A 17033-nucleotide genomic window follows, 5' to 3' on the forward strand; every position below is an offset into this window, starting at 1 on the left:
GACCCTCGTGAACGCGTGCACAAGCGGCGGCCTACGATGGTGCGCGTGCCCAAGCTGAACCGCGCCGACGCCGAAGCCGCCCTGCGCAACCCGCTCGCCTTCATCGCCGACCGCTGGACCCCGGACCCACGGACCGTCCGGCGGGCCGCGCTCGCCGCGCTCGTGATGTCGGTCGTCATCGTCGTCACCGGCGGCGCCGTCCGCCTCACCGGCTCGGGCCTCGGCTGCCCGACCTGGCCCACCTGCACCGACGACTCGCTGACCACCACCCGGGCCATGGGCTTCCACGGGGTCGTCGAGTTCGGCAACCGCATGCTGACCTACGTGCTGTGCGCGGCCGTCGGCTGGGCGATCATCGCGGCCCGGGCCGAGAAGCCGTGGCGGCGCAGCCTGACCCGGCTGGGCTGGGCCCAGTTCTGGGTGGTCATGGGCAACGCGGTGCTCGGCGGCATCGTCGTCCTGGTCGGCCTGAACCCGTACACGGTCGCCGCGCACTTCCTGCTCTCCACGGCACTGATCGCCATCGCGACCGTGATGTGGCAGCGCACCCGGGAGGGCGACGGGGCGCCGCGTCCGCTGGTCGGCACGGCGGTGCAGCAGCTGGTGTGGTTCCTGGTGGCCGCGACCGTGCTGCTCGTCGCGGTCGGCACGGTGGTCACCGGGTCCGGACCGCACGCCGGCGACTCCAGCGAGGTCGAGCGCATCCCGATCGACTGGGAGACGGTCTCCAAGCTGCACGCGGTGCTCGCCTGGATCGTCGTGACGCTGACGTTCGCCCTGTGGTTCGTCCTGAAGGCGGTCGACGCCCCGCCCGGCCCCCTGGTGCGGACGCGGGAGCTGTTCGTGGTCCTGCTCGCGCAGGGCGTGATCGGGTACGTGCAGTACTTCACGCACCTGCCCGAGATGCTGGTGGGCCTGCACATGCTCGGCTCGTGCCTGATCTGGATCGCCACCCTGCGCGTGCTGCTCGCGCTGCGCGAGCGCCCGGAGGCCGTCCTGGACGTGCCGGGCCCCTCGGCCGAGGTGACGGTCGGCACGCGCGCCTGAATCACCCGTACGTGGTGATCAGCCCGTCGATCGCGGGCCCCAGGAACGCCCGGGTCGCGCCGGCCCGGTGGGCGAGCCAGTCGCCGGTGGCCGGGGCCGCGGCGTCGTAACGGCGTCGGGCGATGTCGTCGACGACCTCGGGGGGAGCGCCGAGGGACGGGAGTTCGGCGAGGGCCTCCCGCTTGGTGATCAGCCGGCCGTCGCGGAGGGTCACGGTGGCCCGGGCGAAGGTCAGCAGGCCCAGGTCGACCCAGACGTCCTGCCGCCACAGCCGGGCCCGGTCCACCGCCGGCCGCCAGAAGTCGCGCTGGTCGCGCACGACGAAGTCGTCGAGCTGGAGGTCCGGCACCGGCGGCAGCAGCGCGCCCGGCGCCTCTCCGTGCAGCACGCGTCCGAAGGCGTGCAGCTCGCGCCGGGTGACGGGGGTGACGCTGCGGCGCAGCAGACCGTCGTGCGCCCAGGTCAGGTGCCGCCGCTCGGGGTCGGCCAGCGTGGCCGGGGTGAGATAGCTGCAGTGGAGCTTGGCGGCGAGCGGCCCGACGGCGCGCAGCCGGGCGTGCAGGGCCGCCACCTGCCAGGCCTGCCTCGGCCCGAGCGGCCCGGGCAGGACGGCGATGAGGTCCAGGTCGCTGCGCCCCTCCTGGTAGTCCCCGCCGGCCAGGGAGCCGTGGGCCCAGAGGGCGAGGGGACGTAAGGGCGCGAGGCCGCGCTGGAAGGCGTCGAGCAGCGTGTCGGTCGGCATCGCCCCAGTCTGTACGGCACGGCACGCGCTGTACATCCCTCACTCCAGCCCGTGCACGGCCCGCGCTGGACTTCCCTCGTTCCAGCCTGTCCACCCGGCCCGCGCTCGACATCCCTCACTCCAGCCCGTCCACCCGGCCCGCGCTCGACATCCCTCACTCCTGCCCGCACACCGGGCCCGCGCCGGACATCCCTCGTTCCAGCCGGTCCACCCGGCCCGCGCTCGACATCCTTCGCTCCTGCCCGCACACCCGGCCCGCGCCGGACATCCCTCACTCCAGCCCGTACACCCGGCGCGCGTTGTCCGCCGCGATCAGCCGGGCCACCCGCTGGGCGTCCTCCAGGGACCAGGCGCCCTCGGCCACCCAGCCGCCCAGCACCCGGCCCAGGGCCTCCCGGAAGAGGCGGGCGCCGACGACGTGCAGTTCGGGCAGGCCCCGGGCGCCGGTGGAGAAGAGGATCTTGCCGAAGGGGGCCAGTTCCAGGAGCTCGGCGAGGACCGTGGCCGCCCCGGCGCCGGTGCGCACGAGCGCGGCGCCCGCGTCGGCGTAGACGTGCGGGAAGACCCCGGCCAGGTGGGCGGCGTGGCGGTGGGACGGATAGCCGTGCAGCAGGACGAGGTCGGTGCCGAGGCCGGCGGTGGCCCGGACGAAGTCGGTGAGCAGCACCGGGTCCGTGCGGTCGATGCGGGAGCCGGGTTCGCCGAGGCCGGCGTGCAGTTGCAGGGGCAGGCCCGAGGCAACCGCGATCCACAGCAGGTGGCGCAGCAGCACGGGGTCCGTGAGCGGGCCGCCGACCCGCCGCCCGGCCAGCCAGCGGCCCGCCGCGCCCCGCACCTCCCCGGGCCCCGGCGGTTCGGGCGCGAGGGCCAGGCCGTGCCGCAGCCCCGCGACGGAGGTGAAGGCGACGGCGGTCGCCGCGGCCCCGTGCACCGACTCGGCGAGGTTGGCCAGGAAGGACTCGACGGTGCCGGAGGTGTCGGCGACCTGCTCGGCGAGCGGTTCCAGCCGGATGATCTCGTGGGCCCGGGCCGCCGCCGCGGAGGCCAGTTCGGCGGGAGCGGTGAGGTCGCCCGGCAGGCCCGAGTCGACCAGGTACGTCGTGATGCCGCTGCCGCGCAGCAGCCGGCGGCCCGCCTCCAGGGCGCCCAGTTCCCGGCGCCGGGCCAGGTAGCGGGCGGGCGGGCAGTGCGGCTCCAGGCCGAGCAGGGGCGGGCACCAGCGCCGTACGGCGAAGCCGGTCTGGGTGTCGAAGAGCGTGGTACCCGGGGCCGGTGGTCCCTCGGTACGCGCCAGCTGGGCCTCGAAGGTGCCGAGGCCCAGTTCCGTCCGCAGTACGCCGTGGCAGTACTGGTCCACGAGGGACGGCGTCTCGATCATCCCGGCCTCCCCGCGTCCGCTGGCTTTGACCGGCCTAACGGGTGAACGGGGTGTGAGGTCGCGGATGAGTTCGGGTCTGTTCGCGGTCCGCCGGCCGCGGGTCGTACCGGGTCACCCGGCCGGCCGCCGGGTGGTTCAGCCGCCCACCTGGATACCGGCCATCCGCTTCCACTCGTACGGGCCCGTCCGCACCTTGGCGGCGTACTCGCCGTCGAAGGACTCGTGGACCGTGATGCCGGCCTTCTCCACCGCCTGCCGGGCGATCTCGGTGCTGGGCGCGACCAGGTCGCCCCAGCCGCCGTCCTCGCCGACGAGGACGATGCGGGCGCCGCGTTCGCCGATGTGGGCCACCTGGCCCTCCGCGCCGCCGTGCGCCTTCGCGAAGGCGGTGATCCGGTGGGCGAGCCGGGACACCTTGCGCTCGGCCCGCGCGTCAACCTGCTGCGTGTCTGCCATGCCCAGGATGCTACCGACGGGTAGATCAGCTGGCGAGATCAGGGCTCTGTGACATACGCCCGCCGCGCCTCAGCGCAGGAACGGGTCCACCGCGATCGCCACGAACAGCAGGGACACATAGGTGATGGACCAGTGGAAGAGCCGCATCTCCTTCAGCTTCGCGCCCGTGACCTCGGCCTTGGCCCGGTTCTGCAGGGCGTGCGCCTCCCACAGCCACCAGCCGCCCGAGGCGAGGGCGACGGCCGTGTAGAACCAGCCGGTGTAACCGAGCGGGGTGAGCAGCAGGGAGACGGCCACCATCACCCAGCTGTAGACGACGATCTGCCGGGCGACGACCTTGTTGGACGCGATGACCGGCAGCATCGGCACGCCCACGCGCGCGTAGTCCTCCTTGACCTTCATGGACAGCGGCCAGTAGTGCGGCGGCGTCCAGAAGAAGATCACCATGAAGAGGATGAGCGGCGCCCAGGAGAGCGAGTTCGTCACGGCCGACCAGCCGATCAGTACCGGCATGCAGCCCGCGATGCCGCCCCACACGATGTTCTGCGACGTGCGCCGCTTGAGGATCATGGTGTAGACGACGACGTAGAAGAGGAGGGCCCCGAGCGAGAGCCAGGCGCTCAGCCAGTTGACGGTGAGGCCGAACAGCAGCGTCGAGACGACGGCCAGGGTGATGCCGAAGGCCAGGCACTCGCGCGGGCTGACCATGCCGGTCACCAGGGGCCGCTGCGAGGTGCGGTCCATCAGGGCGTCGATGTCCCGGTCGATGTACATGTTCAGCGCGTTGGCGCCGCCCGCGGACAGATAGCCGCCGACGCAGGTGAGCAGGACCAGCACGAGGTCGGGCACGCCCTGCTGCGCCAGGAACATCACCGGAACCGTGGTGATGAGCAGCAGCTCGATGATCCGCGGCTTGGTCAGCGCCACGAACGCCTTGACACGGGCCCCGAACGGCCGCTGGACCGGGCCCTGGCTCGCACCAGCCAGCACACCCGCTGGACGGGATTCGACGGCCGTCACGCACACCCCTGACAGAGACATCCCAGCAAGCCTCCCCTGTGAAGTCCCGGTAAAGGCTCGCGCGTACCACGCCACTGTAGACGTTGCCCATACCCCGGCCTTCGCGGGGGTGGGGTCGTGTTGGAGCACGCCCCATAAGAGGGGAGCGGGCACTCGATTGAGCGCTCAGATGACCGCCTCCGTATTCATGTGCCGACCGGCTTGTCGGCCAGTCGGGAGGCGGATCGCACCGAGTCCCGGCAGTCTGTAAACACTCGAAAAAACGCACGTCCTTACGGGGGTAGGCTCGACAACGGCCGGTGGGCGCCACGCCTTCCGGCGGCCGGGTGGGCGCATGCCCCGACGACCGGCGACCGACATGTGGAGAGGAGCCCTGACCCAGGGTGAGCACCAAGCCGACCACCACAGACCTTGAGTGGACCGAGCTGGACCAGCGGGCTGTGGACACCGCCCGTGTCCTGGCCGCAGACGCCGTACAGAAGGTCGGCAACGGCCATCCCGGTACGGCGATGAGCCTGGCCCCGGCCGCCTACACCCTCTTCCAGAAGGTGATGCGGCACGACCCGGCCGACCCCGAGTGGGTGGGGCGCGACCGTTTCGTGCTGTCCGCCGGCCACTCGTCCCTGACCCTCTACACCCAGCTGTACCTGGCCGGTTTCGGCCTGGAGCTGGACGACCTGAAGGCGTTCCGTACGTGGGGTTCGAAGACCCCGGGTCACCCGGAGTACGGGCACACCAGGGGTGTCGAGACCACCACGGGCCCGCTGGGCCAGGGTGTGGCCAACGCGGTGGGCATGGCGATGGCCGCCCGCTACGAGCGCGGTCTGTTCGACCCGGAGGCCCCGCAGGGCGAGTCCCCCTTCGACCACTTCGTGTACTGCATCGCCGGTGACGGCTGTCTCCAGGAGGGCATCTCCGCCGAGGCGTCCTCGCTGGCCGGTCACCAGAAGCTGGGCAACCTGATCCTGCTGTGGGACGACAACCACATCTCGATCGAGGGCGACACCGAGACGGCCGTCTCCGAGGACACCGTCAAGCGGTACGAGGCCTACGGCTGGCACGTGCAGCGGGTGGAGGCCAAGGCCGACGGCGACCTGGACCCGCAGGCGATCTTCGCCGCGATCCAGGAGGCGAAGAAGGTCACGGACAGGCCGTCCTTCATCGCGATGCGCTCGATCATCGCCTGGCCGGCCCCGAACGCGCAGAACACCGAGGCCGCGCACGGTTCGGCGCTGGGCGAGGAGGAGGTCGCGGCCACCAAGCGCGTCCTCGGCTTCGACCCGGAGCAGAGCTTCGAGGTCGCCGACGAGGTCATCGCGCACACCCGCAAGGCGCTGGAGCGGGGTGCCGAGGCGAAGGCCGAGTGGGAGAAGTCCCTCCAGGTGTGGCGGGACGCCAACCCGGAGCGGGCCGCCGAGTTCGACCGGATCGGCAAGGGCGAGCTGCCCACCGGCTGGGAGGAGAAGCTCCCGGTCTTCGAGCCCGGCAAGGCCGTTGCGACGCGTGCCGCGTCCGGCAAGGTGCTGCAGGCGCTCGGCGCGGTGATCCCCGAGCTGTGGGGCGGCTCCGCCGACCTCGCCGGCTCGAACAACACCACGATCGACAAGGACAGCTCGTTCCTGCCCGCGGGCAACCCGCTGCCGGAGGCCAATCCGTACGGCCGCACGATCCACTTCGGTATCCGCGAGCACTCCATGGGCGCGGAGCTGAACGGCATCACCCTGCACGGCAACACCCGTGTCTACGGCGGCACCTTCCTCGTCTTCTCCGACTACATGCGCAACGCGGTGCGCCTGTCGGCCCTGATGCACCTGCCGGTGACGTACGTGTGGACGCACGACTCCATCGGTCTGGGCGAGGACGGCCCGACCCACCAGCCGGTCGAGCACCTGGCCTCGCTGCGCGCGATCCCGGGTCTGAACATCGTGCGTCCGGCGGACGCCAACGAGACCGCGATCGCCTGGCGCGAGATCCTCCGGCGCTGGACGAAGGAGTTCGGCAAGGGCCAGCCGCACGGCCTGGCGCTCACCCGCCAGGGTGTGCCGGTGTACGAGCCGAACGAGGACGCCGCGCGTGGCGGCTACGTGCTGTTCGAGGCCGACGGCGAGCCGCAGGTGATCCTGATCGCCACCGGTTCCGAGGTGCATGTGGCGGTGGAGGCGCGTGAGCGGCTCCAGGCCGAGGGCGTCCCGACGCGGGTCGTGTCCATGCCGTCGGTGGAGTGGTTCGAGCAGCAGGACCAGGGGTACCGGGACTCCGTGCTGCCGCCGTCCGTCAAGGCCCGGGTCGCCGTGGAGGCGGGCATCGGCCTGACGTGGCACAAGTACGTGGGAGACGCCGGCCGCATCGTTTCCCTGGAGCACTTCGGTGCCTCCGCGGACGGCAAGGTGCTCTTCCGGGAGTTCGGCTTCACCGCGGAGAACGTGGCCGCGAAGGCGCGGGAATCCCTCGCCGACGCCCAGCGCTGACGCTCACATACGACACGTAGGAGATGTAATTCCATGACAGACGCACTCAAGCGCCTCTCCGAGGAAGGCGTCGCGATCTGGCTGGACGACCTGTCGCGCAAGCGGATCACGTCCGGCAACCTCGCCGAGCTGATCGACCAGCAGCACGTCGTGGGCGTCACCACCAACCCGACGATCTTCCAGAAGGCGATCTCGCAGGGCGACGGCTACGACCAGCAGCTGTCGGACCTCGCCGCCCGCAAGGTCACCGTCGAAGAGGCCATCCGCATGATCACCACGGCGGACGTCCGCGACGCCGCCGACATCCTGCGCCCGGTCTTCGACGCCACGAACGGCCAGGACGGCCGGGTCTCCATCGAGGTCGACCCCCGTCTCGCGCACAACGAGCACGCCACCGTCGCCGAGGCCAAGCAGCTGGCCTGGCTGGTGGACCGCCCGAACACCCTCATCAAGATCCCGGCCACCATGGCGGGCATCCCGGCGATCAGCGAGGTCATCGGCCTCGGCATCAGCGTCAACGTCACGCTGATCTTCTCGCTGGAGCGCTACCGCGCGGTCATGGACGCGTACCTGAGCGGTCTGGAGAAGGCCAAGGAGCGCGGCCTGGACCTGTCCAAGATCCACTCGGTGGCGTCCTTCTTCGTGTCCCGGGTGGACACCGAGGTCGACAAGCGCCTGGACTCGATCGGCACCGACGAGGCCAAGGCGCTGCGCGGCAAGGCCGCCGTCGCCAACGCGCGGCTGGCGTACCAGGCGTACGAGGAGGTCTTCTCCTCGGACCGCTGGAGCGCCCTGGAGAACGCGGGCGCCAACAAGCAGCGTCCGCTGTGGGCGTCGACCGGCGTGAAGGACCCGGCGTACCCGGACACCCTGTACGTCACCGAGCTGGTCGCCCCGAACACGGTCAACACCATGCCGGAGGCCACGCTGGAGGCCGTCGAGGACCACGGTGAGATCACCGGCAACACCATTGCCGGCACCTACGAGCAGGCGCGCGCCGACCTCGACGCGCTGGAGAAGCTCGGCATCGCGTACGACGACGTCGTGCAGGTGCTGGAGGACGAGGGCGTCGAGAAGTTCGAGGCGTCCTGGAACGACCTGCTCAAGTCGACCCAGGCGGAGCTCGAGCGCCTCGCCCCTTCGGAGGGCTGAGTTGTCACCCGTTTCCGGTTCCGGAGCGAACCCGCTTCGTGACCCGGCCGACCGACGGCTCCCGCGTATCGCGGGGCCGTCGGGCCTGGTCATCTTCGGTGTCACGGGCGACCTGTCGCGCAAGAAGCTGATGCCCGCGGTGTACGACCTCGCCAACCGGGGTCTGCTGCCGCCGGGCTTCTCGCTGGTGGGCTTCGCCCGCCGCGACTGGGAGCACGAGGACTTCGCCGAGGTCGTCCACGACGCGGTCAAGGAGCACTCGCGCACCCCCTTCCGCGAGGAGGTCTGGCAGCAGCTCATCCAGGGGATGCGCTTCGTGCAGGGCACCTTCGACGACGACGAGGCGTTCGAGCGGCTGCGCGCCACCATCGAGGAGCTGGACAAGGCACAGGGCACGGGCGGGAACTTCGCGTTCTACCTGTCGGTGCCGCCGAGCTCGTTCCCGGTGGTCATCCAGCAGCTGAAGAAGCACGGTCTGGCCGACCAGACCGGCGGTTCCTGGCGCCGCGCGGTCATCGAGAAGCCGTTCGGGCACGACCTGGCCTCGGCCGAGCAGCTCAACAAGGTCGTGCACGAGGTGTTCGAGCCGGACCAGGTGTTCCGGATCGACCACTACCTCGGCAAGGAGACCGTCCAGAACATCCTGGCGCTGCGCTTCGCCAACACGATGTTCGAGCCGATCTGGAACCGGTCCTTCGTGGACCACGTGCAGATCACGATGGCCGAGGACATCGGCATCGGCGGCCGGGCCGGCTACTACGACGGGATCGGCGCCGCCCGCGACGTCATCCAGAACCACCTGCTCCAGCTCATGGCCCTCACCGCCATGGAGGAGCCCGCCTCCTTCGACGCGGACGCGCTGGCCGCGGAGAAGGAGAAGGTGCTCGGCGCCGTCCGGCTGCCGAAGGACCTGGGCGCCAACACCGTGCGCGGGCAGTACGCGGCGGGCTGGCAGGGCGGCCAGAAGGTCATCGGCTACCTCGAAGAGGACGGCATCGACCCGAAGTCGAAGACCGACACCTACGCCGCGGTCAAGCTGGAGGTGGACAACCGCCGCTGGGCGGGCGTCCCCTTCTACCTGCGCACCGGCAAGCGCCTGGGCCGCCGGGTGACGGAGATCGCGGTCGTCTTCCAGCGGGCCCCGCACTCCCCGTTCGACACCACGGCGACGGAGGAGCTGGGCCAGAACGCGATCGTCATCCGCGTCCAGCCGGACGAGGGCGTCACGGTCCGCTTCGGCTCCAAGGTGCCGGGCACCTCGATGGAGATCCGGGACGTCTCCATGGACTTCGCCTACGGCGAGTCGTTCACGGAGTCCAGCCCGGAGGCGTACGAGCGGCTGATCCTGGACGTGCTGCTGGGCGACGCCAACCTCTTCCCGCGCACGGAGGAGGTCGAGCTGTCCTGGAAGATCCTCGACCCGATCGAGGAGTACTGGGACAAGCACGGCAGGCCCGCGCAGTACAAGTCGGGCACCTGGGGTCCCGTGGAGGCGGACGAGATGCTCGCACGAGACGGACGGAGCTGGCGGCGGCCATGAAGATAGACCTGACCGACACCACCGCCGGAAAGATCAACAAGGCGCTCGTGCAGGGCCGCCGCGCCATCGGCACGCCCGCCGTCGGCATGGTCCTCACCCTCGTCATCGTCACCGACGAGGAGAACGCGTACGACTCCCTGAAGGCCGCCAACGACGCCTCGCGCGAGCACCCCTCGCGCACGCTCGTGGTCATCAAGCGGGTCTCGCGTTCGCCGCGCGACCGCACGTCCTCGCGGCTGGACGCCGAGGTGCGGGTGGGCGCGGACGCGGGCACCGGCGAGACGGTCGTCCTGCGGCTGTACGGCGAGGCCGCCGACCACGCCGACTCGGTGGTCCTGCCGCTGCTGCTGCCGGACGCCCCGGTGGTCGTGTGGTGGCCGGTGAACGCCCCGCTCGACCCGGCGAAGGACCCGCTGGGCGCGCTCGCCCAGCGCCGGGTCACCGACACCTACGCCGCCGAGGAGCCGGTGCGGGAGCTGTCCGCCCGTGCCTCGGCCTACACGCCCGGCGACACCGACCTGTCCTGGACCCGGATCACGCCGTGGCGCTCGATGCTGGCGGCGGCCCTGGACCAGGTCACCTGCGAGGTGACGGCCGTCGAGGTGGAGGGCGAGGAGTTCAACCCGAGCTGCGAGCTGCTGGCGATGTGGCTCGCGGACCGGCTGGACGTGCCCGTGAAGCGTTCGCTGTCCTCCGGCCCCGGTCTGACCGCGGTCCGCATGGACACCAGCCAGGGCCCGATCGTGCTGGACCGGGCCGACGGCTCGCTGGCCACGCTGGCCATCGAGGGCCAGCCGGCCCGCGCGGTGGCGCTGAAGCGGCGGGACACCGCCGAGCTGATCGCGGAGGAGCTGCGCCGGCTGGACCCGGACGACACCTACGCGTCGGCGCTGCGTTACGGCGTGGAGCGGCTGAACACGGTTCCGCAGCAGGCGTCCGGGGACCCGGCCGAGCCGGTCGCGGAACCGGAGCCGGTCGAGGAAGCCGCCAAGGCGCCCGCGAAGAAGGCGGCGGCCAAGACCGCGAAGAAGGCACCGGCGAGGAAGGCGGCGGCGAAGTGAGCACTCCGCAGCTGGTCGTCCACCACGACAAGGAGCTGATGGCGCAGGCCGCCGCGGCCCGCCTGATCACGAAGATCGTGGACGCGCAGGCCTCCCGGGGCACCGCGTCCGTGGTCCTCACGGGCGGCCGCAACGGCAACGGCCTGCTGGCCGCGCTGGCGGCGGCGCCCGCCCGGGACGCCATCGACTGGGGTCGCCTGGACCTGTGGTGGGGCGACGAGCGCTACCTCCCCGAGGGCGACCCCGAGCGCAATGTCACGCAGGCCCGCGCGGCCCTGCTGGACTCGGTGCCGCTGGACCCGGAGCGCGTGCACGCCATGCCCGCCTCCGACGGCCCGTACGGCGCGGACGTGGAGGCGGCGGCGGAGGCGTACGCGGCGGAGCTGGCGAAGGCGGCCGGCCCGGAGAACCACGGTGCGGTGCCGACCTTCGACGTCCTGATGCTGGGCGTCGGTCCGGACACCCATGTGGCCTCGCTCTTCCCCGAGCTGCCCGCGGTCCGGGAGACGGAGCGCACGGTGGTCGGCGTGCACGGCGCCCCGAAGCCGCCGCCCACCCGGATCTCCCTCACCCTCCCGGCGATCCGCGCGGCCCGTGAGGTCTGGCTCCTCGCGGCCGGCGAGGACAAGGCGGAGGCCGTGGCCATCGCCCTGTCGGGCGCGGGCGAGATCCAGGCCCCGGCGGCGGGCGCGTACGGCCGCTCGCGCACCCTGTGGCTCCTGGACTCGGCGGCGGCCTCCCAGCTGCCGAGGTCGCTGTACCCGCCGGCGTCTCCGTGACGTCCGGCGGGGTGTAGCCGCGGCGGGGGTTTCGGCCCCCGCCGCCGCTATTTCACCGACCCCGCCATCACGCCCTGCACGAAGTGCCGCTGGAAGGCGAAGAACACCACGACCGGCACGATCAGGGACAGGAACGCGCCCGGGGCGAGGACGTCGATGTTGCTGCCGAACTGGCGGATCTGGGACTGGAGTTGGACGGTCAGCGGCTGGGACGAGCTGTCCGCGAAGAGCAGGGCGACCAGCATGTCGTTCCAGACCCACAGGAACTGGAAGATGGCGAGCGAGGCGAGCGCCGGGCGGCCCACCGGCAGGACCAGCCGGGTGAAGATGCGCCACTCGGTGCCGCCGTCCATCCGGGCCGCCTCCAGCATCTCCTTGGGGATGTCCGCGAAGTAGTTGCGGAGCAGGAAGACGGCGAAGGGCAGGCCGTAGGCGACGTGGAAGAGGACGACCCCGGGGATCGTGCCGAACAGGCCCAGCGCGCCGAAGAGTTTGGCGACGGGCAGCAGGCCGATCTGCACCGGCACCACCAACAGGGCCACCACCAGCAGGAACAGGGGCTCCCGCAGCGGGAAGTCCAGCCAGGCGAAGGCGTATCCGGCGAGGGCGGCGATGACGACGACCAGGGTGGTGGCCGGTACCGAGATCAGGACCGTGTTCCAGAAGGCCTGCGTCATGCCGGAGTTCTTCAGCAGCGCCGAGTAGTTGTCGAAGGACAGCTGGCCGGGGGCGGTCAGCGCCGTCCACCAGCCGCCCTTGGCGGTGTCCTGGGCCGAGCGCAGGGAGGACACGAACAGTCCGGCCAGCGGGGTCAGCCAGACCAGCCCGATGACCACCAGGAAGGCCTGCACCAGGCCGCTGCCCAGGCCGCGCCTGATCGCGTTCATCGCTGACTCCTCATCGTTGGCTCTGTCGGAAACGGCGGACGTTGAAGACCATCGCGGGGATCACCAGGAGCAGGAGCAGCACACCGAGGGCGCTGCCGAGGCCCTGGTCGTTGCCGCCGCCGAAGGAGACCAGCCACATCTGGGTGGCGAGGACGGTGGCGTCCTCCTGCACGGGGCCGGGCGCGATGATGTAGACGAGGTCGAAGACCTTCATCACGTTGATGACGAGGGTCACGAAGACCACGGTGAGCACGGGCGCGAGCAGCGGCACGGTGATCCGGCGGAAGATCTGCCACTCGTTCGCGCCGTCCATGCGGGCCGCCTCCAGTGCGTCCCGGGGCAGTGTGGAGAGGCCGGCGCCGATCAGGACCATCGCGAAGCCGGTCCAGATCCACAGGTAGGCGCCGATGATCGCCGGGGTCACCAGGGTCGGACCGAGCCAGGAGATGCCCTGGTAGGGCGAGGCGAAGTTCGACTCGGGCAGTTTCACCGTGTAGGAGCCGCGCTCCAGCCCGGAGAAGCGGAAGGAGCCGTCGGCGGCGGTCGTGGTGGTCCCGACCGTTTTTCCGTCGCGCACCGCCTGGACCGTCATGCCGGGCAGGCCGCTCTCCTTCCCGTCGACCGCGCCCTGCTTCCCGCCGCCACCGGGGGTGAAGTCCAGGTAGACGACGCCGCGCAGTTCGTCGGGTGCGGCCTTGCGGCCGGCCGCCGTGCGGGCGGGTGCGGCGTTGCCGGGCAGGTCCTTGGGCAGGACGCCGACCATCGGGAGCGCCACCGAGTCGCCCGCCGCGGCCGTCGCCCGGTAGGAGCCGTCCCGGTCCTGGGTGAGCAGGCCGGTGCGGCCGCGGGCGGTCGGGTAGGTCGACGTGCCCTGGAAGGCGTCGTGGACGGAGACGACGGCCGCGTTCAGCACGCCCTTGTCGGGGTCCTCGTCGTAGGCGAGCCGGAAGATGATGCCGGCGGCGAGGAAGGACACCGCCATCGGCATGAACAGGAGCAGTTTGAAGGCGGTCGCCCAGCGGACCTTCTCCACCAGGACGGCCAGGATCAGGCCGAGGCCGGTGAGCAGGGCGGGGGCGACGACGACCCAGATGGTGGTGTTGCGGATGGCCTTCAGGGTGGCCGGGTCGCGGAACATCTCGGTGTAGTTGTCGCCGCCGACGAACCGGGTGCCGGAGGCGTCGAAGAAGCTGCGGCCGACGGAGAACAGCACCGGGTAGACGACGAGGGCGCCGAGCAGGAGCAGCGCGGGGAAGACGAAGAGCAGGGCGATGAGCCGGCCGCGCCGCCGGCCGCGGCGCGTGGGCGCCGGGCCGGCGGCCCGCGGGCCCGCCTGCTGCTTCTCGACAGTGGTGGCGGTCATGGTGCTGCCGTTCAGTCCTGGTAGGCCTTGGCCGCCGCGGCTTCCAGCTTCGCCGCGGTGCCCTTCGGGTCCGACGGGTCGCGCAGGAAGTCCTGGAGCAGCTTCCACTCGCCGGCCCCCTTGGTGCCGCCGAAGGCCGCCGGCGCCTGGTCGGACATGTCGAAGCGGACCGAGTCGCCGGCTCCGACCAGGGACTTGGCGGTGGCGCGGGTGACGTCGTCGCCGTACGCGGAAGCGTCCAGCTTCTTGTTCGGGGACAGGAAGCCGCCGGCCTTCGCCCAGACGGCCGCGGCCTCGGGGGTGGCGAGGTACTCCAGGAGCTTCATGCCGGCCTTGGCGTTCTTGGCGTCCTTGAGGACGACGGCCGCGTCACCGCCGCTGACCACCGGGGCGGTGCCGCCGTCGACCGCGGGGAAGGGGAAGAAGTCCGCGTCCTTGCCGATGGTCCTGCCGTACTGGTCGTGGGCGACCCCGGCGACGAAGTCGCCCTCGTAGACCATGCCGGCCTCGGGCTTGGGCCCGAAGACCTTCTCCACGGAGCCGGGGAAGTCGGTGTTCAGGGCTTCCTTCTGGCCGCCGGCGATCAGCTGCTTGTCCTTGAACAGCTTGCCGAGGGTGGTGAGCGCCTTCACCACGGTCGGGTCGGTCCACTTGAGCTTGTGGGCGGCGAGGGCGTCGTACTTCTCGGGGCCGGCCTGGGAGAGGTAGACGTTCTCGAACCAGTCGGTGAGGGTCCAGCCGTCCTGTCCGGCGACGGCGAAGGCGGCGAGTCCGGAGTCGGAGACGGTGTGCCCGGCCTTGAGCAGGTCGGCGTACGTCTTCGGGGGCTGGACACCGGCCTGGGTGAGGGCGTCGGGGCTGTACCAGACCGTCGACTTGTGGGCGGCCTTGAAGTAGAGGCCGTAGAGGGTGCCGTCGACGCTGCCGTACTTCTTCCACACGGGGGCGTAGTCGGCGTCGATGGTCTGCTGGGCGGTCGGCGAGAGCGGCTTCAGCCAGCCCTTAGCGGCGAACTGCTGCAGGACGCCGACCTGGGGGACCATCACGACGTCGGGTGCGTTGCCGCCCTCGATCTTGCTGCCGACGACGGTGGAGACGTTGTCGCCGGTCGACACGAACTGGGTCTTCGCGCCGGTCTTCTCGGAGAACGCGTCCAGCACCTTCTGGAAGTTCTTCTGCTCGCTGCCGGACCAGACGCCGGCCACGGTGACGGTCTGGCCGCTCAGGGCCTTGTCGCCGCCGCCGGCGGAGACGTCCCCGCCGCCGCAGGCGGTGGCGCCGAGGGCGAGGGTGAGGGCGGTGCAGCTGGTGAGCAGGGTGGTGCGGCGTCGCATCATCGTTGATGTCCCTTCAAGAGGTGGTGGATCAGAGGTCGTTCAGCCACCAGGCCGCCGTGGCGCCGGGCAGGACGCCCGGCGGGCAGGGGCCGCTGGACAGCAGGGGCGTGCCGGAGACCGGCGCGGGCGTGGGGGCGGTACCGAAGTTGACGGCGCAGACGAGGCCGTCACCGCGGACGAAGGCGAGGACGCCCGGCGGGGTGTCCAGCCACTCCAGCGGGCCCTCGCCCAGCTGGGGCAGGGTCTTGCGCAGGTGCAGGCCCTCCCGGTACAGGTGCCAGAAGGAGCGGGTGTCGGCGAGGGCGCGGTCGGTGGCGTACTCGGCGAAGTACTCGGGCTGCGGCAGCCACGGCTTGGCGCCCTCGGCGCCGGAGGTGAAGCCGAACGGGGAGGCCTGTCCGGACCAGGGCAGCGGCACCCGGCACCCGTCGCGGATCCGGGCGCGGCTGCCGGTGCGCCGGAAGATCGGGTCGGTGAGCACGTCGTCGGGCAGGTCGACGACCTCGGGCAGGCCGAGTTCCTCGCCCTGGTAGACGTACGCGGCTCCGGGCAGCGCCAGCATCAGCAGGGCGGCGGCGCGGGCGCGGGCGGTGCCGAGTCCGCTGCCCTCGGGGGCGGGTTCGCCGTAGCGGGTGACGGTGCGGACCTGGTCGTGGTTGTTGAGGACCCAGGTGACCGTGGAGCCGGTGCCGGCGATGTCCTGCATGGCCTCGGAGATGACCTTGCGGAAGGCGTCGGCGTCCCAGGCGGCGCCGAGCAGGTCGAAGAAGAAGGCCTGGTGGAGTTCGTCGGGGCGGACGTACAGGGCATGTTCGCGGGCGGTGGGCACGGAGACCTCGCCGACGAGCAGGCGTTCGCGGCCGTCCCGGTCGGCGTACTCCTCGCATATGGAGCGCCAGCGGCGCCACACCTCGTGCACCTCGGGCTGGTTCCAGGCGAGCGGGTTGACCGAGTCGCGGGTGCGGGCGTCGGCCTCCGGGTCGTCGGAGTCGGGCAGGTCCGGGTGCTTGAACAGGCCGGCGGCGACGTCGATGCGGAAGCCGTCCACGCCGCGGTCGAGCCAGAACCGCAGGGTGCGGTCGAACTCGTCGGCGATCTCGGGGTTGCGCCAGTTCCAGTCGGGCTGCTCGGGCGTGAACATGTGCAGGTACCACTGGCCGTCGGCGACGCGGGTCCAGGCCGGGCCGCCGAACATGGCGTGCCAGTTGTTGGGCGGCTGGCTGCCGTCGGGGCCGCGGCCGTCGGCGAAGTGGAAGCGGGCGCGGGCCGGGCTGCCGGGGGCGCTGTCGAGGGCCTCGCGGAACCAGGGGTGCTCGCTGGAGCAGTGGTTGGGGACGATGTCGAGGAGCACCTTGATGCCCAGGCGCCGGGCCGCCGCCATCAGCAGGTCGAACTCGGCGAGGTCGCCGAAGACCGGGTCGACGTCTCGGTAGTCGGCGACGTCGTAGCCGTGGTCGTGCTGCGGCGAGGGGTAGAACGGGCTCAGCCAGATCCCGTCGACGCCGAGCTTCTTCAGGTACGGCAGCCCGGCCCGGACGCCCGCGAGGTCGCCGATGCCGTCGCCGGTGCTGTCCAGGAAGCTGCGGACGTACACCTGGTAGATCACGGCGTCCCGCCACCAATGATGCCTGTTCAACCCTGTGGAACCTGTCTCTGAAAGGGGGGCTGTTATGCATGCATGTTAGGTAGGCGGCGCGCACAGGTGTCAACGAAGTGAACAGAAGATACTGGCCGGTTGGGCTGGCAAACGCCGACAAATCACCCCAAGACGACGACAGTCGTGATGGTGGCGTTACTTAACAA

At 71.3% G+C, this 17033-nt stretch carries 14 protein-coding genes; 6 read left to right on the top strand and 8 right to left on the bottom strand.

Features of this window, described 5'->3' with window-relative positions:
• Window positions 1–36 precede the first annotated feature (36 nt).
• Window positions 37–1047 carry a COX15/CtaA family protein gene (locus tag ABZ923_RS22170; RefSeq protein WP_361474465.1) on the top strand — a complete coding sequence of 337 codons (1011 nt, stop codon included), beginning with the start codon at window positions 37–39 and terminating at the stop codon, window positions 1045–1047.
• A gap of 1 nt (window position 1048) precedes the next feature.
• On the opposite strand, the gene ABZ923_RS22175 is transcribed toward ABZ923_RS22170, so the two are convergent.
• The 4 genes from ABZ923_RS22175 to ABZ923_RS22190 all read right to left on the bottom strand — a co-directional run bounded on the left by ABZ923_RS22175 (window position 1049) and on the right by ABZ923_RS22190 (window position 4649).
• Window positions 1049–1789, bottom strand: a complete 741-nt coding sequence (locus ABZ923_RS22175; RefSeq protein ID WP_361474468.1) for a nucleotidyltransferase — start codon at window positions 1787–1789, stop codon at window positions 1049–1051.
• Between the two features lie 271 nt (window positions 1790–2060).
• On the bottom strand, window positions 2061–3167 hold the full coding sequence (locus ABZ923_RS22180) for an amidohydrolase family protein (protein ID WP_361474471.1): 1107 nt from the start codon (window positions 3165–3167) through the stop codon (window positions 2061–2063).
• A gap of 135 nt (window positions 3168–3302) precedes the next feature.
• Window positions 3303–3623, bottom strand: coding sequence for a hypothetical protein (locus ABZ923_RS22185; protein WP_361474474.1), 321 nt, complete (start codon window positions 3621–3623; stop codon window positions 3303–3305).
• A gap of 69 nt (window positions 3624–3692) precedes the next feature.
• Entirely contained in the window at window positions 3693–4649 is a 957-nt protein-coding gene (locus ABZ923_RS22190) for a heme o synthase (protein ID WP_361474554.1), read from the bottom strand.
• A 377-nt stretch (window positions 4650–5026) separates the two neighbouring features.
• On the opposite strand from ABZ923_RS22190, the gene tkt reads away from it, so the two are divergent.
• Genes tkt through pgl form a run of 5 tightly spaced genes read left to right on the top strand, consistent with a single transcriptional unit; the run spans window position 5027 to window position 11643 of the window.
• Window positions 5027–7111 carry a transketolase gene (gene tkt / locus ABZ923_RS22195; protein ID WP_361474477.1) on the top strand — a complete coding sequence of 695 codons (2085 nt, stop codon included), beginning with the start codon at window positions 5027–5029 and terminating at the stop codon, window positions 7109–7111.
• A gap of 33 nt (window positions 7112–7144) precedes the next feature.
• A complete protein-coding gene (gene tal / locus ABZ923_RS22200) occupies window positions 7145–8263 on the top strand; it encodes a transaldolase (protein ID WP_361474480.1) in 1119 nt (372 codons plus the stop codon).
• 1 nt (window position 8264) lies between these two features.
• Window positions 8265–9803 carry a glucose-6-phosphate dehydrogenase gene (gene zwf / locus ABZ923_RS22205; protein WP_361474483.1) on the top strand — a complete coding sequence of 513 codons (1539 nt, stop codon included), beginning with the start codon at window positions 8265–8267 and terminating at the stop codon, window positions 9801–9803.
• On the top strand, window positions 9800–10864 hold the full coding sequence (gene opcA / locus ABZ923_RS22210; RefSeq protein ID WP_361474486.1) for a glucose-6-phosphate dehydrogenase assembly protein OpcA: 1065 nt from the start codon (window positions 9800–9802) through the stop codon (window positions 10862–10864). The genes zwf and opcA overlap by 4 nt, the downstream gene beginning before the upstream one ends.
• Window positions 10861–11643, top strand: a complete 783-nt coding sequence (pgl, locus tag ABZ923_RS22215) for a 6-phosphogluconolactonase (protein WP_361474489.1) — start codon at window positions 10861–10863, stop codon at window positions 11641–11643. Before opcA ends, pgl begins: the two co-directional genes overlap by 4 nt.
• A gap of 47 nt (window positions 11644–11690) precedes the next feature.
• On the opposite strand, the gene ABZ923_RS22220 is transcribed toward pgl, so the two are convergent.
• From ABZ923_RS22220 to ABZ923_RS22235, 4 genes are read right to left on the bottom strand one after another with little or no spacing between them, the layout of a single operon-like run.
• Window positions 11691–12530, bottom strand: a complete 840-nt coding sequence (locus tag ABZ923_RS22220; RefSeq protein ID WP_361474492.1) for a carbohydrate ABC transporter permease — start codon at window positions 12528–12530, stop codon at window positions 11691–11693.
• Window positions 12531–12540: 10 nt separating this feature from the next.
• Window positions 12541–13893: an ABC transporter permease subunit gene (locus tag ABZ923_RS22225; RefSeq protein WP_361474494.1), complete on the bottom strand. Its 1353-nt coding sequence runs from the start codon at window positions 13891–13893 to the stop codon at window positions 12541–12543.
• Between the two features lie 11 nt (window positions 13894–13904).
• On the bottom strand, window positions 13905–15230 hold the full coding sequence (locus ABZ923_RS22230) for an ABC transporter substrate-binding protein (protein WP_361474497.1): 1326 nt from the start codon (window positions 15228–15230) through the stop codon (window positions 13905–13907).
• A gap of 28 nt (window positions 15231–15258) precedes the next feature.
• Window positions 15259–16866 carry a glycoside hydrolase family 13 protein gene (locus ABZ923_RS22235; protein ID WP_361474500.1) on the bottom strand — a complete coding sequence of 536 codons (1608 nt, stop codon included), beginning with the start codon at window positions 16864–16866 and terminating at the stop codon, window positions 15259–15261.
• Between the last annotated feature and the right edge of the window lie 167 nt (window positions 16867–17033).

Origin of the sequence: Streptomyces sp. NPDC046881 (assembly GCF_040645015.1) — a bacterium.
In the GTDB taxonomy this organism is placed as follows: domain Bacteria; phylum Actinomycetota; class Actinomycetes; order Streptomycetales; family Streptomycetaceae; genus Streptomyces.